Source organism: Pedobacter sp. AC163 (genome assembly GCF_979258665.1).
Map to the genome: position 1 here is coordinate 4659600 of NZ_OZ409872.1, position 15362 is coordinate 4674961.

Annotated in this window: 13 protein-coding genes; 8 read left to right on the forward strand and 5 right to left on the reverse strand. The window is 37.9% G+C overall.

Annotation, left to right across the window (positions count from 1 at the left end; genetic code table 11):
• Positions 1-312 precede the first annotated feature (312 nt).
• The 7 genes from ACZZZK_RS20080 to ACZZZK_RS20110 all read left to right on the forward strand — a co-directional run bounded on the left by ACZZZK_RS20080 (position 313) and on the right by ACZZZK_RS20110 (position 7735).
• Positions 313-471 carry a hypothetical protein gene (locus tag ACZZZK_RS20080; protein WP_463485677.1) on the forward strand — a complete coding sequence of 53 codons (159 nt, stop codon included), beginning with the start codon at positions 313-315 and terminating at the stop codon, positions 469-471.
• Positions 472-630: 159 nt separating this feature from the next.
• On the forward strand, positions 631-2019 hold the full coding sequence (gene glmM / locus ACZZZK_RS20085; RefSeq protein WP_463485678.1) for a phosphoglucosamine mutase: 1389 nt from the start codon (positions 631-633) through the stop codon (positions 2017-2019).
• Positions 2020-2022: 3 nt separating this feature from the next.
• Positions 2023-3171: a cysteine desulfurase family protein gene (locus ACZZZK_RS20090; RefSeq protein WP_463485679.1), complete on the forward strand. Its 1149-nt coding sequence runs from the start codon at positions 2023-2025 to the stop codon at positions 3169-3171.
• 864 nt (positions 3172-4035) lie between these two features.
• On the forward strand, positions 4036-4239 hold the full coding sequence (locus ACZZZK_RS20095; protein ID WP_056851293.1) for a hypothetical protein: 204 nt from the start codon (positions 4036-4038) through the stop codon (positions 4237-4239).
• Positions 4240-4316: 77 nt separating this feature from the next.
• Positions 4317-5216 carry an MBL fold metallo-hydrolase gene (locus ACZZZK_RS20100; RefSeq protein ID WP_463485680.1) on the forward strand — a complete coding sequence of 300 codons (900 nt, stop codon included), beginning with the start codon at positions 4317-4319 and terminating at the stop codon, positions 5214-5216.
• 181 nt (positions 5217-5397) lie between these two features.
• Positions 5398-6729, forward strand: a complete 1332-nt coding sequence (locus tag ACZZZK_RS20105; RefSeq protein ID WP_463485681.1) for a cytochrome ubiquinol oxidase subunit I — start codon at positions 5398-5400, stop codon at positions 6727-6729.
• A 1-nt stretch (position 6730) separates the two neighbouring features.
• Positions 6731-7735 carry a cytochrome d ubiquinol oxidase subunit II gene (locus ACZZZK_RS20110; protein WP_463485682.1) on the forward strand — a complete coding sequence of 335 codons (1005 nt, stop codon included), beginning with the start codon at positions 6731-6733 and terminating at the stop codon, positions 7733-7735.
• 294 nt (positions 7736-8029) lie between these two features.
• Here the strand turns inward: ACZZZK_RS20110 and ACZZZK_RS20115 are convergent, their stop codons facing one another.
• The 5 genes from ACZZZK_RS20115 to accD form a co-directional block, all read right to left on the reverse strand.
• Positions 8030-9577 carry a M20/M25/M40 family metallo-hydrolase gene (locus ACZZZK_RS20115; protein ID WP_463485683.1) on the reverse strand — a complete coding sequence of 516 codons (1548 nt, stop codon included), beginning with the start codon at positions 9575-9577 and terminating at the stop codon, positions 8030-8032.
• Positions 9578-9770: 193 nt separating this feature from the next.
• The gene (locus ACZZZK_RS20120) at positions 9771-10931 is read right to left on the reverse strand and encodes an FAD-dependent oxidoreductase (protein ID WP_463485684.1); all 1161 of its coding nucleotides are present in this window, start codon (positions 10929-10931) and stop codon (positions 9771-9773) included.
• Positions 10932-10954: 23 nt separating this feature from the next.
• The gene (locus tag ACZZZK_RS20125; RefSeq protein WP_463485685.1) at positions 10955-11707 is read right to left on the reverse strand and encodes a helix-turn-helix domain-containing protein; all 753 of its coding nucleotides are present in this window, start codon (positions 11705-11707) and stop codon (positions 10955-10957) included.
• Positions 11708-11725: 18 nt separating this feature from the next.
• On the reverse strand, positions 11726-12097 hold the full coding sequence (locus ACZZZK_RS20130) for a YciI family protein (protein WP_463485686.1): 372 nt from the start codon (positions 12095-12097) through the stop codon (positions 11726-11728).
• Positions 12098-13075: 978 nt separating this feature from the next.
• Complete coding sequence (gene accD / locus ACZZZK_RS20135) at positions 13076-13921, reverse strand: acetyl-CoA carboxylase, carboxyltransferase subunit beta (RefSeq protein WP_056851287.1); 846 nt, start codon at positions 13919-13921, stop codon at positions 13076-13078.
• Between the two features lie 347 nt (positions 13922-14268).
• Between accD and fbaA the strand changes: the two genes are divergently transcribed.
• Positions 14269-15348 (forward strand): class II fructose-bisphosphate aldolase, encoded by a 1080-nt coding sequence (gene fbaA, locus ACZZZK_RS20140; protein ID WP_463485687.1) that lies wholly within the window; start codon positions 14269-14271, stop codon positions 15346-15348.
• Positions 15349-15362: the final 14 nt, after the last annotated feature.

Genomic DNA, 15362 nt, shown 5'->3' on the forward strand with positions numbered 1-15362 from the left:
GTTTTGGAAATCAACGTTCAGTTTATCATTGGGCAATATAGCCGTGCCATTCGCTGTAGCCCTCGTAGAAAAACTCGGGGCTGCCGCTGTTGTCAGGTTTAGAAAGAAAGGTTTGTTTTAGATCAATCGTCATTGCGAGGCACGAAGCAATCTTAAAGCTTTGGGTTAAACGAAGACAAAGTTCAAGTAGTAAGATTGCTTCTTGCTTCGCAATGACGGCAGCAATTATTAGTTTTCCCTCACAATCTTGATTGCTCCAAACCCGACAGTAATGGAAATACTTTTTTATTGCAGCAACCTTAATATACTGTCATGCTGAGGCACGAAGCATCTACAACCGATGAAACACCTGCCTGCGGTAGGCAGGGATTCTTCGTGCCTCAGAATGACAGAGGTTTGAAAAAGACTGTAATGAATGGCGGGACTGCAGAAACCGATGCACTATTGCTCTGGCTTTCCAGAAAAAAATAAAAACCAATCACACGTTTGACTAAAACCTTAACCGAATTTCTATTAAATATATCGTATAAATAGATATAAAAACAATGTAAATTAACAAGCCGAGGCAGCCTAAAATAGCTGCTATCTTGTTTTTTTTCTTATTTTTGAACTTTAAATAAAACCCACAAAGTGACTTTAATAAAATCGATTTCAGGAATACGAGGAACCATTGGCGGACAAGCTGGAAACGGCTTAACACCGATAGATATAGTGAAATTTACAGCGGCTTTTGGTAGCTGGGTAGTACAAAAAACAGGAAACAAACGAATCGTATTAGGTCGCGATGCACGTATTTCAGGCGAAATGGTGAACAATTTGGTTATTGGAACCCTCCAAGGATTAGGGATTGAGGTAATCGATTTAGGCCTTTCAACAACACCAACAGTAGAAGTTGCAGTTCCGGATGAACAAGCAGGAGGAGGAATTATTTTAACCGCCAGCCATAACCCGAAACAATGGAATGCCTTGAAGTTGCTAAACGCAGATGGAGAATTTATCAGCGATTTAGATGGAAAAGAAGTGCTCGACTTAGCCGAGAGTGCAAGTTTCGAATTTGCTGAGGTGGATCAATTAGGTAAGGTTATACAAAATGATACTTACCTACAGAAACATATAGATAAGGTTTTAGCATTGCCATTAGTTGATGTGGATGCCATAAAAAAAGCCGATTTTAAGGTTGTTATTGATTGTGTAAACTCGACCGGCGGAATTTTTATTCCTGCTTTGTTGAAAGCCTTGGGCGTAACAAGAGTTACCGAATTATATTGCGATCCTAACGGTCACTTTCCACATAACCCTGAGCCGCTTCCCGAAAATTTAACTGAAATTTCAAAAGAGGTACAAAAGCAAAATGCCGATTTAGGGATCGTGGTTGATCCAGATGTGGACCGTTTATGTTTTGTAAATGAAGATGGAAGCATGTTTGGCGAGGAATATACCTTAGTCGCCGTTGCCGATTATGTGTTAAAAAATACGCCAGGAAATACCGTTTCTAATCTTTCTTCAACACGGGCTTTACGAGATGTTACTGAAAAAGCTGGTTCGGAATATAACGCATCAGCGGTTGGCGAAGTGAATGTAGTTAACAAAATGAAAGAAACCAATGCAATTATTGGCGGCGAAGGTAATGGCGGCATTATCTATCCAGAATCGCATTACGGCAGAGATGCTTTGGTTGGTATTGCATTATTTTTAACCCATTTAGCCAGATTTGGAAAATCAATTTCATTGTTAAGAAGCAGCTACCCACAATACCATATTTCAAAAAATAAAATTACCCTTACACCAGAAATGGATATCGATAATTTGTTAAAACAGGTTGAGGAAAAGTACAAAAACCAACCTTACAGCACTATCGATGGGTTAAAAATCGAATTCGATAAAACCTGGGTTCATTTGCGCAGATCTAATACCGAGCCAATTATCCGTATTTATAGCGAAGCAGAAAACGAAGCCACTGCAGAAAATTTAGCGAACAAAATTATTTCGGACATCAAAGAAATACTTAAATTAAACTAGTACATGAAAAGAGTTTATTTAGATAATGCAGCTACAACGCCATTGGATAAAGACGTAATTGCTGAAATGACCAATGTAATGGAAAACCATTTTGGCAATCCATCTGCTATTCATGCACTAGGGAGAGAGGTTAGAACGCTGGTAGAGAAAGCTCGTAAAACGGTTTCTGGCCTTTTAGGTGCCTCACCATCCGAAATATTCTTCACCTCTGGAGGTACCGAAGCAGATAATACTGCTATCCGGTGTGGCATTTCTGCTTATGGAATTAAGCATGCCATCACTTCTAAAATTGAGCATCACGCGGTAGAACATACCTTAAATACGATGCTCAAAAATGGCGAAATTGATAAATTAAGTTTCGTCAATATTGATGAAAAAGGTAATGTAGATTATGCCCATCTGGAAGAGTTATTGCAAAACAACGATCGCACTTTTGTCTCGCTAATGCATGCAAATAACGAATTGGGTACTTTAACCGATATGATTAAAGTTGGCGATATCTGCGAAAAATATAACGCCATATATCATGCCGATACGGTGCAAACCATGGGGCATTACGTACACAATGTGCGTGAATTAAGAGCGCATTTCATTGTTTGTGCGGCACATAAGCTACATGGTCCGAAAGGGGTGGGTTTCTTGTATGTAAATAGCAACATCAAAATTCCACCGATGATTTATGGGGGTGCACAAGAGCGTAACATGCGTGGTGGTACCGAAAATGTTTACGGCATTGTTGGGCTGGCCAAAGCGTTGGAAATTGCCTATGCAGAAATGGCCGAACATCAAAGCCACATTCAGGGGTTAAAAGATTATCTAAAAGAACAATTGATTGCCGAGATTCCGGGAATTGGCTTCAACGGAGAAACAGATGCAGACAAAAGTCTTTACACCGTATTAAATGTGTCGTTTCCAGAAATGGACATGGCCGATATGTTGTTGTTTAATTTGGATATCAATGGCATTTGTGCCTCTGGCGGTAGCGCTTGTTCTTCAGGCTCGAACATTGGTTCTCACGTTTTAAATGGCATCAAAGCCGACCCAAATCGTCCATCAGTTCGCTTTTCTTTTAGTAAATATACTACTAAAGAGGAACTGGATTACGTAATTGATAAAGTTAAAATGGTGATAAAGCAAAATGCTTTAGCCTAAAAATATCAGTAACCAAATAGGAAAAAGTCTCGGAGCAATTCGAGACTTTTTTTTGCGATTTTTTTGGAAAGCAAGTGCAGCTCATTGATTAAGGTTAGTCCTGCTTTCTATTCCAACCAAAGCAGAAAAAGCTTTTGGTTTCCACGGCAATCAGGTTTATTTAATATAGGTTTGAGTGCTTGGGAAAGGTATTAAATTTTTAAATCCGTCTGCTGAAGCAGGGACGGCAATGATATTAATAGCTTCAGTTCGAAGTTAGTTGCATTTCATTACTGTTGACGTCAGTCACCGGCAATTTTTAAATCCCTTGCAAATCTCAAAAGAAAAACTTATATTTAATTAAGATAAAGGCTATCCAAAAGCCAAGACACATGAGTTCCTCAACGAAACCTTATCAAATATCTCTTTAGGATAAGGTTAAGCAATTATAAAACAGCTTTGCAAAATTTTCTTGAATAGAGAAAAAAACGAATTTTTCGAAAATTTAATTCACCCTCAAAAGCAGCCAATGCTTTTATAAATTTATCGTTATTGAAAATCAAAAAACTAATGCTCAGGTAGCAAGCACCGAGAATCTGAACTCATCAGACAGCAGAAAGCATATTTACAAATTCATTTTATCACCGTTTTCGTTTGAGTCATCGCATCATTTTAACAGAATTCATAAACGGAAATTCAATTCTTTTGGTTGTATTCACGAGTTGAGAAAGCTCTCAGGCTCAATGCTATAAGTTCAAATTTAAGGCAAATGAGACTTTTCCATGGAAACGAGTGGGTATATTGCGTCAAAATGATTCCTTAAAGAACTAAAAAAAACAATATTCCATTTTCGCTTGTTGCATTAGTACATCAATTTGAAATACTATGGAAACTAATAAAGAAAAGGGAAAAGTTATTCAGAATGACTTACTAGATAAAGAAGTTGAAGATGTAAGAGAGCATGATTCTCTTGATAATAATAAATCTTCTAAACAGGCTACGAATTTATTCGAAAAGGATAAAAACCGAAAGAACAATGCATTTGGACCAGGTCACGAGCCAGGCACTACACCAGGTTCTGGCATTTAGCGCATTGGTATTTAGCGTATAAATTTTTAAATTTAAGCCACAGCATTTTGTTGTGGCTTTTTATGTTGATTGAAAAAATGGAAAGAAGAAATTTTATTACAAATTCTGCATTGGCAATGGCCTTGCTCTCAATTTATAAAACAGATGTTTTTGCTCAGCAAGAAATGTTGCGGGCGTATAACTTCAAGCCATTGAGAAACAACGTCGGTATTTTCACTGAGCAGGGTGGAACTATCGGCTGGTTAAATTCATCAAATGGCTTTGTTGTTGTTGATGCACAGTTTCCAACATCGGCACCGCATGTTATTGAAGAATTGAAAAAACTTGGCGAAAAACCTTTTAAATATTTAATCAACACGCACCATCATGGCGACCATACCGCGGGTAACATCGCTTTCAAAGGTTTGGCGGAAAAAGTAGTGGCGCATCAAAATTCGCTTGTTAATCAGAAAAGAGGGGCAGAGAAGGCAAATAGTTTAGATAAACAATTGTTGCCAGATACTACATTCGGTACCGGTTGGAAAGCACCTGTTGGCGATGAAAAGATTAGTGCTTACTACTATGGTTCTGCCCATACAAATGGCGACGCTGTTTACCATTTTGAAAATGCAAACATCGTTCATGTCGGCGACCTGGTTTCCAATAGAAAATATCCTTATATCGATAGAGAAAATGGTGCTCATATCGGCAATTGGGTTACCGCTTTAGAAAAAATACATAACCAGTTTGACAATGATACCTTATTTATCTTTGGCCATAGCCGTGAGCCAGAAAAAGTTACTGGAAACAAAGCTGATATCAAGGCATTTCAAAATTATCTTCAAAATCTACTGAGTTTTGTCGGTGCTGAAATAAAGGCAGGTAAATCAAAAGAAGATATATTAAAAGCAACTGCAATACCAAATGCTCCGGAATGGCAAGGCGAAGGTATTCAAAGGAGTTTAACAGCTGCTTATGATGAACTAAAAGGCGTTTAAATTTCTGCCGTAGATTTTGAGATGTTTTAAAATTCACTTGCAAATCTGCGGCTTTATTTTGCCAAATCTTTTTTCAATTTATAAACATTCTATATTTGAAAAATAAGGAGATAGCCATTTGTTAACTACATAAAGCTACCTCTTATCTGTTATATTTGTCTATACAAATCCAATATCAGATATGGATGATTTTTTAGCGGCACGTTCGCAAATGGCTCTTTCCCTGGGCTTTCATATTATTTTTTCTTGTATCGGAATGGTGATGCCATTTTTTATGGCGGTTTCTCACTATAAGTGGCTACGAACCAATCAGGAAGTCTATAAAAACCTCACAAAAGCCTGGAGTAAGGGGGTTGCCATTTTTTTTGCCACGGGTGCCGTGTCTGGCACTATGTTATCATTTGAGCTGGGCTTGTTATGGCCAAGGTTTATGGAACATGCAGGGCCTATTTTCGGGATGCCCTTCTCTCTGGAAGGTACGGCATTTTTTATCGAAGCCATTGCGTTAGGCTTTTTTCTTTATGGCTGGAACAAGCTAAACAAATGGTTTCATTGGTTTACGGGCGTAGTTGTTGGTGTTAGCGGCTTGGCTTCAGGGATATTGGTCGTAGCTGCAAATGCCTGGATGAACAGCCCGGCAGGATTCGATTTTGTAAACGGCAGATACTTCAATATCGACCCAATACAAGCTATGTTTAACAAGGCATGGTTTTCGCAAGCGCTGCATATGTGTTTGGCGGCTTTTACGGCTACTGGCTTTGCGGTAGCCGGTGTGCACGCACTTATGATTTTGCGGAATAAAAACAGAGATTTTCACTTTAAAGCATTTAAAATTGCGGCTGTTTTTGCTTGTATTGGAGCCATACTGCAACCTTTGAGTGGAGATATTTCTGCAAAAGATGTAGCTGAAAGACAGCCTGCAAAACTTGCCGCAATGGAAGCGCTTTATAAAACAGAGAAACCAGCGCCGCTATTAATCGGGGGAATTGTTAACGAAAAAGATAAAACTGTAAAGGGAGCAATAAAGATACCTGGTGCACTCAGTTTCCTTGCTCATGGCGATTTTCATGCCGAGGTTAAGGGCTTAGATCAAATTCCTGAAAATGAACATCCACCGGTCGCGATTACGCATTATGCCTTTCAAATTATGGTGGGTATCGGTACGCTCTTGGCTCTTATTTCATTGATTTTCTTTATCAATATCATCAGAAAGCGATCAGTAATAGATAAGCGCTGGCTGCTTAAACTCTTTGTAGCATCCATTCCTTTGGGCTACATCGCCTTAGAAGCTGGCTGGGTGGTAACTGAAGTAGGAAGACAACCATGGATTATTTATGGGATAATGCGAACGAAAGATGCCGTTACACCTATGCCCGGTATTGCTTATTCATTTTACATTTTCTCAGCAATTTATATCTCGTTAAGCATTGTAGTTACTTTTCTCCTTTACAGGCAGATTAAAATGGTGCCCGTTGTTTACGATAAATCCGATAGCCACGATTTGAAATCATAATATGGAATATGTTGTAGTTACTTTCTTATGTCTGGCTATTTTGCTTTACTTCTTATTGGGAGGTGCTGATTTTGGCGCCGGGATTATCGAGCTCTTTACTTCTACGAAGAATAGAAGCCGAACCAGGAAAACAATGTATCAGGCCATTGGTCCCGTTTGGGAGGCAAATCACATGTGGCTGATCATCGCAATTGTAATTCTCTTTGTCGGTTTTCCATACATTTATACCACCATGTCTGTGCATCTCCATATTCCATTGTTAATCATGCTCATTGGAATTATTGCCCGTGGTACGGCCTTTGTATTCCGTCATTACGATGCGATTAAGGATGACATGCAATGGCTTTACAATCGAATTTTCAGGTACTCCAGTTTCATCACGCCTTTATTTTTAGGAATTATAGCAGGCAGTTTAATTTCTGGCCACATTGATCTTGATGCTAAAGATTTTTTAACAGCCTACGTTTGGAGTTGGTTAAATTGGTTCTCTATATCCGTCGGCTTATTTACTGTGGCCTTATGCGGATTCCTTGCAGCCATTTACCTGATTGGCGAAACTGGTGATGAACAAGATAAGCGAAGGTTTATTAAAAAAGCAGAGTACATGAATATTGCTGCCGTTGTATTTGGGGCAATGGTTTTCATTGCAGCCCATTTTGATGGTATTCCACTAATCGATTGGGTTTTCAAAAATGCGGTTGGTCTTGCTTCTATCATTTTGGCAAGTCTGTCACTCATTTTATTATGGTATCTTCTAGTAAAAGGAGAAACAAAAACGTTGAGAATTTTAGCTGGCTTTCAGGTAACAATGATTTTGTTGGCCATTAGTTATGCACACTTTCCGAATTTTATACTCTTGAAAAATGGTGACGCCATTTCGTTGTTTGAGGCGATTGGCCCGCCAAAAACAATTTATAGTTTGGGCGTAGCCTTATTGTTAGGTAGCATTTTAATTTTGCCGTTTCTGGGTTATTTGTTTTATAAATTTAAGAAAAAAGAAGAGTAGTGGTTGTCTCTCCATTACTACGTATAAACCTTTTTCTAATGATTTAATTTGGAAAGCACTCTTAGTAGTTCTTCGGTTCCGAAAGTCCCGCTATCGTTTCAATCTTTTTTAACTTCTGTCAGTTTGCAACTATTCGTTAATGCTACGGGAGAAAGACGAAGCAATAGTTGGAGTACGGGCTACAAAAAAGTATTTACACTTTATCGGGTTTATGCTTAACGGCAATGCATTAACACATCCATATCAAACAAAAAAGAGCATCCATTTCTGAATGCTCTCTTGATCTATTATTTGCTACAAACCGCCTTTTCTGGTAGCTTTTCTTGCTTCGGGCCAGGTAACTTGTTTGCCTGTACGCTCGTTTACTGGTAAATCTGTTGCTTTCTCTGTCGAAGTTTTTTCAGGATCTTCACAAGCCATATAAACCATAATCGCAGCTAAAATTACATTGCTTCGAATTTCGTCGAAAACCAATTTATCGTAGCTATCGCGATTGGTATGCCAGGTGTAAGTTCCATAATCCCAGCTTGTAGAGCTTAGCGAATAACCTAATGCTCCTGCAGCTACAAAAGATGCGAAATCAGAACCACCTGCTCCAGGCATCCCAGGGAAACTGGTTTTAATCTGATTTTTAATAGTATCCGGTACAGCCGCTAACCAACGGGTAATGTAATCTTTTGATTTTGCAAAACCTTGGCCACCTATGTTAACCACACGTCCTGTGCCGTTATCCTGATTAAATAGAGCCTGCAAATTACCAACAACTTCCGGATGATCTTCTACAAAAGCTCTCGAGCCATTTAATCCTTGTTCTTCACTTCCCCAATGGCCAACCAAAATGGTGCGTTTCGGATTTGGATAAAATTTCTTTAAAATGCGCATCGCTTCCATCATCATAATTGTTCCAGAACCGTTATCAGTTGCACCGCTGGCACCATCCCATGAATCGAAGTGGGCCGATAGCATCACATATTCCTTCGGCTTTTGCTTTCCTTTAATTTCTGCAATGGTGTTGAATGTTGGTACTACACCATGTTCCTTCGATTCAGACTCAATTTTTAACATGGGCTTATTCCCGCTTTGTGCTAAACGGTAAACTAAACCATAATCCTCAACAGATAAATCTAAAGTCGGGATTTTTGTAGTATTGGCACCAAAAATTTTATCTACACCAAAACCTTGCGACCAATTATTGATGATAATTCCTGCAGCCCCTGCATTTTCGATGGCAAGTGCCAGTGCTTTTGCATTTAGCCCTGTTTTAGCTATACCTGCTGCAAATGCCTTTAAAGCGTCTGCTTTTTCCTTTTTATATTTCTCGAATAAATCTTTTGTTGCAAATTCTTCCCAGTTTTTCTCAGGTCTGCCAGAAATTTGATTCATAGAAATGAGAACCAATTTGCCTTTTACGTTTGGTAACCATTTTTGAAAGGAAACAGAATCAGTAATTGCAGGCAGAATAATGGCTTCGGCATTGATCGCCTTTCCATTGGTAGATGGACTCCAGGCCAATTGCGTGCCTTCTAGAGTTCTTAACCGAGGGCTTACCAAATCGATATGCGTAACACCTCTTTCCCATCCACGCCATTCTCCCCATTTTTCATTTTTGGCAGAGATTCCCCAATCGCTGTATTTCTTTACCGCCCAATCATTTGCTTGTTTCATTTGCGGTGAACCCACTAAACGCGGCCCAACTACATCTAAAAGCTCATGCGCTAATTTTTCTAATTGTGAGTTCTCATTTACTTCTTTTACGATGTTGTCGATTAACTTTTTGTCTTGTGCAAAAGCAAAAGAGGAAGTGAAGAGGAGTAATGTTGGCAAAAGTAGTTTTTTATTCATCTGTATATATTTATTTTTTAGGTTGTCAGATGGAGTTACCATAATTTGTTGTTATGGTAGGTTCATTTGTAAGCTTATTCTATTGAATAATTGACTCCTAAATTAGGTAATAAGTCGGTTTTGAAGCTTTTTTAATAGAAATGTTGCAAAGGTTAATGTCACTTGTGTAAGTCTGCTATCTTATGTTTGGGTATTAATGTGCTGCAAAGAAACTTAACATATCATTTAGGGCGTTTTCAGCATGCATCAAATTACCATTCTCAAGTGATTCCGTCGACACAATAGCAGCTCGTTTAAGCATGTTACTTTCATAGGTAGAAATAGCTTCAAGTAAAGTTTGATGCTGGTTAGACGTTAAATTTTCACTTAATTCGAGCGCATCAAGCATGGCCATATTAACGCCTTCTCCAGCGAATGGAGGCATTACATGTGCTGCATCTCCAACTAGCGTTAAATTAGATAGCGACTTCCATTTTTGATCTAAAGGGATGCAATAAATTGGCCGGGGAATGAATGGTACTGTTGTAATTTCAAACAATTCGTTCCAAATATTACTCCATCCGGGATAGTTTGCTTTAAACCAATCTAACATCTGGGCTTTATCGCTATAATCAAGTCCATTATTCTTAGCCCAGTTTTCATCAGTTTTAAAACTAGCATAAAAGCCAATTTCTCCATTGCCTTTTTGACCCATTAATATGTTTTGCTCATTTCCAAAAGCCATGATTTTTCCACCTCTTAATAGCTTAAAAATATTTGGAGCTGCTTTTTCCGCATTGTAAATATTTCCTTCGAGCATAGTGATACCAGAATAAAATGGTTTGATATCTGTAACGTAAGGACGGATTTTTGAATTGGCTCCGTCAGCAGCAATTACAATGTCAGCATATATAGATTCCTTGTCTTTAAAATGTAGCATCCAACCATCGTTCTTTTGTTCCATAGCAATAAAGTGGCTATTCCAAATGATATGAGAAGGATCTATAGACGCTAACAAAATTTTTCTTAGCGCACCGCGATCTATCTCTGGACGGAAATGTTCGTTTTCGAAATTTTCTTCGATTTTATAATCATGATCGCTAAAAAGTATTTCAGCATGCTCATTCATAATGAGTTTTTTGTCGGCTCCTGGAAGAAAATTATTTTTAAACTCTTCTAATAGATTTGCTTTGCGAAGCGCCGCCAAACCAGAGTCGTCGTGCAGATCAAGCGGAGAACCTTGTACTCGTGCATTTTTATCGAAATCTCTTTCGTAAACTTTAACATCTGCACCTTTAAGTGCTAAGAGTTTGGCTAGTGTCAGTCCACCGGGACCGCCGCCGATAATGGCAATTGATTTATTTTGTAGTAACATAACTTAAAATTTATGTTACAAAATTATTTTTTGTCGTAAACTAAAAATTGTAAAAAACGGTCGTTTTCATTTTTAAATAACTCTTTCGGAGAAACGCCGGAAAGCTTTTTTATTTCTTTGATAAAGTGCGATTGATCGGTAAAGTTCAGCTGCGGAGAAAGTTGGCCGTCTTTAATATGTGGAAGTGAGGCTTGAAAACGCAGGATGTTACAGTAGGCTTTTAATGAAATTCCTAGTTGCTGGTTAAAATAGCGATTGATTTGTCGTTCGCTCCAAGCTACTTTTTCAGAAAGCTCTTTGATGCTCATTTCGCCATTATTGGCAAAAATTAGTTGAAATAGCTTTCGCTTGCGTTCATCTACTTCTTTAGATATGATTGATTTTATTTTATGCGATGCTTTTTCACAAAATTTGCCAAAATCATCGAGATCATTTAAGCCAAAATCCCAAAAGTTGGTTGCTAATATTTTGCCGCTGTTTAATATGTCGGCAATGGGCTGATGTAAGATGTATTCTATAGCAAGAGGCGTGAAACTGATGGAAAAAAATGATGAAACATTGAGTTTCGGTATCAATTTTGGCTTGGTTTCTAAGCCCATTAAGGTGATTTGAAAATGATTGTCTGCAGTTTTAGAGAACAATAAATCAATCCTCCCATTTGGAATAATGATGCCATTGTTTGCGTCAGATAGATTTTCAAGTGAAGAAAAGCGATCCACAAAATCGGCAATTGACCCTTCTGGTTTAATGTATTTGTAGCTTGGATTAATACTCATGAGGTACAAGTTGTGGGATTAAGGACGTCCTTTCTGCACTTTATCATGAAATGGGAGATATTCTGCCAATGCTGCAGAACCGTACCAGTTGAAAATATCGAAGTCTAACAATTTTGAATTGATGGCGGGGTCGGTTGCTAACCAGGTTTTTGCCTCTTCAATAGATTTTGTATTAAGGATAAAAATACCGCGGTATTGCTTATCATTTTTAGCCATAGGACCTGCCACAATTAGCTTATTTTCCTTAATAAGAATTCCCATGTTGCTCATGTGCCCCGTACACAAGCTGTCGGTTTCTTTTTTTGTAGCGGTGGTGTTTGATCCAGTTTTGAGCATTACCAGAACATATGTTTTCATGCCATAATTATCTGCACCTAGTTTTTTAGCCAATGCTTCATCATATTTTGGTTTTCTTGCGCTTGGCTTAGTAAAGCGAAGCTGATGAATAGGAGGGATAATGTTATTATTTTCATGGTTGGTTGGCTTAGCTAATTCTAACTATCATAAGCTATATTGTGTCCGATAAAAGCACTTCCCTATCGCATAGCACTAAAGTAACTAAAAATAATAAGTATTTGAGAACCAAGAAGACCTGGCGTAATTTAAATTTAACAGCAGTAGTTCATTTGTTACGTTTAACTGCGCCCTTCTGAAATTAATAGTTTTTTATATTCGTCTTGAATTAACCCTGCATTCAAGAACTTGATTTCATTTAACTTGGATATGTCATGTATAAATTCTATAACGAGGTTAATACTGTCGAAAGTATGAGTCTCAAAACCCATATCTGGGTCGAAGGATGAAAAGGAATATAAATCAACAAATTCTAAACCCCCTTCGTCAAATAGTTCATAATGATTAATCTCAAATTCGCCCGATTCCGTTCTCTTTAGGTCAATGTAACTGATTACCTCTTTGTCTTCCGAAATTCTTCCTAGAAAAAACCTCCATAGTCTTTCCTAAATTTAAATATGACTGAACTGTTGTTAGGTCGAGATAGTTATTCATTGTTTTTCGTGGCGGGATGTCGGGTAGACGTTAATTTTTTAACATATCTGCTGATTCATAAATATACGGAATAAACTCAACCATATGCAATGAAATAGAGAAGCTTCATGTAGGGGGAGACAAAATGAAATGCTACCTCTCTTCGTTATCTAAACCTGATTGCCGCGGTAGCTCCCGATCTTTTCAATCGGGACTACAAGCAAAAAGCAGGACTGAAATAACCGAAGTTATTCAAGCCCTGCTTTTCATATCTTTTTTAAAATCAATTAGTCAGTTTGCACCAGTGAACAAATGACAAATGAACCAATGACTAATGAACCAATGTCCAGTGAACTATTAACCAATGGCTATTGAACCAAATTAATTATTCATCATCTTAATAAAAGCGCCTATTTTAGCTTTCATAGCTCTTCTATCCACAATAAAATCAAGGAAACCATGTTCTAAAACAAATTCTGAAGTTTGGAATCCTTTCGGCAAGTCTTTTTTAATGGTTTCTTTAATCACCCTTGGGCCAGCGAAACCGATTAATGCGCCCGGTTCTGCAATGTTAATGTCGCCAAGCATGGCATAAGATGCTGTAACGCCACCGGTCGTAGGGTCGGTAAGTAAAGAGATGTATGGAATTTTAGCCTGACTTAACAGCGCCAATTTCGCAGATGTTTTAGCCATTTGCATTAATGAAAATGCAGCTTCCATCATACGAGCACCGCCTGATTTAGAAATCATCAGAAACGGAATTTTGTGTTTGATGCTATAATCGATTGAACGAGCGATTTTTTCGCCAACAACCGAACCCATTGAACCACCAATAAAAGCAAAATCCATACAGGCAATCACTAAATCCTGTCCTTCAATTTTTCCTACACCAGCACGGATAGCGTCTTTTAAGCCGGTTTTAGCCTGACTTTCGATAATTCTATCGGTATAAGGTTTGTTATCGTTAAAATTTAAAGGATCGCCAGAGGTTAAATTCGGGAAAAGCTCTTTAAACTCGTTATTATCGAATAAAACTTCAAAATATTCTTTAGAACCTACTCTCAAGTGATAGTTGCAGTAATGGCAAACGTATTTGTTTTCCTGTAACTCTGCCTGATGTAGCGGTTTTTTGCAATTCGGACACTTATTCCACACGCCATCTGGTGCCTCTTTCTTCTCTTCGGTTGTGGTAATGATACCTTTATTTTCTCTCTTAAACCAAGCCATATAATTTTTTAAAGAATTGGATTGCAAAGAAACGAAAAATATATGCAAGTTTGATGTTAACCAATAATCAAATTTAAATTATCAAATTAATAAAGTAACGCTGATAAACTATTTTTATCGACAGACTCTTTTAAGCGTTACTGATGCGCTATTTCAACTTAATTCAAAGTAAGAGCCTGTGGATAAAAAAAACTATTAGTGTTAAGAGTGTGAATTTTACACTAAGGATAATGTTATTTTTACACTAAACTTGCCTTATATGCTTGTAAGGCAAATAATTCTGTTGTTACAAAAGCTTGGATTGTAATTTTTTTTTATAACTTCGAACTTAATAAAATTAACAAGAGATGAGTTTAAAAGGCTACAAAGGCGTAATTTACGGAGATGCCGTTCAAGAATTATTTGAGCAGGCTAAGAAACATCAGTTTGCTTTACCAGCAGTTAACGTAACCGGTACAAACACGGTTAATGCGGTAATGGAAACTGCAAAGGCAGTAAATTCGCCAGTTATGATTCAGTTATCAAATGGAGGAGCGCAGTTTTATGCAGGTAAATCTTTAGATAACGAAAAATTGCAAGCATGTATTTTAGGTGCTGTATCGGCAGCTAAACATGTGCATTTATTGGCAGAACATTATGGTGTTGCTGTGGTTTTACATACCGACCACGCCGCTAAAAAATTGTTGCCTTGGATTGATGGCCTTTTAGACCACGGTGAAAAATTCTTCGCTGAAACTGGAAAACCTTTGTTTTCATCACATATGTTAGATCTTTCGGAGGAGCCGATTGAAGAAAATATGGAGATTTCTGCAAAATATTTTGCACGCATGGCCAAGATGAACATGACCATCGAAATCGAACTTGGTGTTACAGGTGGTGAAGAAGATGGTGTAGACAATAGCGATGTAGATAGCTCGAAATTATATACCCAACCAAGCGAAGTTGCTTATGCTTACGAAGAATTAAGCAAAGTTTCTCCTCGTTTTACTGTTGCTGCTGCGTTTGGAAACGTACATGGCGTTTACAAGCCTGGTAATGTAAAATTACAACCGGTTATTTTGAAAAATTCTCAAGACTTTATCAAAGAGAAATTCAACCTGAGCGCTGAAAAACCAATTAACTTTGTTTTTCATGGTGGTTCTGGTTCTTCTCAGGAAGAAATCAGAGAAGCAATTTCTTATGGTGCTATTAAAATGAATATCGATACAGATATGCAATGGGCATTCTGGGATGGTATTTTAGAATATTACAAAAAGAATGAGGCTTATCTTCAAGGTCAAATCGGTAACCCTGAGGGTGATGATAAACCAAATAAGAAATACTACGATCCACGTGTTTGGTTACGTAAAGCTGAAGAAGCTTTTGTTAAACGTTTAACCATTGCTTTCGAAGATTTGAATTGCATCAATGCGAACGATAAATTATAAGTTGAATTGAATTT

Excerpts from the sequence above, each read along its gene's own strand:
- ACZZZK_RS20120 (WP_463485684.1), bottom strand. The coding sequence starts at position 10,931 with ATGTTACTACAAAATAAATCAATTGCCATTATCGGCGGCGGTCCCGGT.
- ACZZZK_RS20100 (WP_463485680.1), top strand. The coding sequence starts at position 4,317 with ATGGAAAGAAGAAATTTTATTACAAATTCTGCATTGGCAATGGCCTTG.
- fbaA (WP_463485687.1), top strand. The coding sequence starts at position 14,269 with ATGAGTTTAAAAGGCTACAAAGGCGTAATTTACGGAGATGCCGTTCAA.
- ACZZZK_RS20095 (WP_056851293.1), top strand. The coding sequence starts at position 4,036 with ATGGAAACTAATAAAGAAAAGGGAAAAGTTATTCAGAATGACTTACTA.
- ACZZZK_RS20080 (WP_463485677.1), top strand. The coding sequence starts at position 313 with ATGCTGAGGCACGAAGCATCTACAACCGATGAAACACCTGCCTGCGGT.
- accD (WP_056851287.1), bottom strand. The coding sequence starts at position 13,921 with ATGGCTTGGTTTAAGAGAGAAAATAAAGGTATCATTACCACAACCGAA.
- ACZZZK_RS20115 (WP_463485683.1), bottom strand. The coding sequence starts at position 9,577 with ATGAATAAAAAACTACTTTTGCCAACATTACTCCTCTTCACTTCCTCT.
- ACZZZK_RS20090 (WP_463485679.1), top strand. The coding sequence starts at position 2,023 with ATGAAAAGAGTTTATTTAGATAATGCAGCTACAACGCCATTGGATAAA.
- ACZZZK_RS20105 (WP_463485681.1), top strand. The coding sequence starts at position 5,398 with ATGGATGATTTTTTAGCGGCACGTTCGCAAATGGCTCTTTCCCTGGGC.
- ACZZZK_RS20110 (WP_463485682.1), top strand. The coding sequence starts at position 6,731 with ATGGAATATGTTGTAGTTACTTTCTTATGTCTGGCTATTTTGCTTTAC.
- ACZZZK_RS20125 (WP_463485685.1), bottom strand. The coding sequence starts at position 11,707 with ATGAGTATTAATCCAAGCTACAAATACATTAAACCAGAAGGGTCAATT.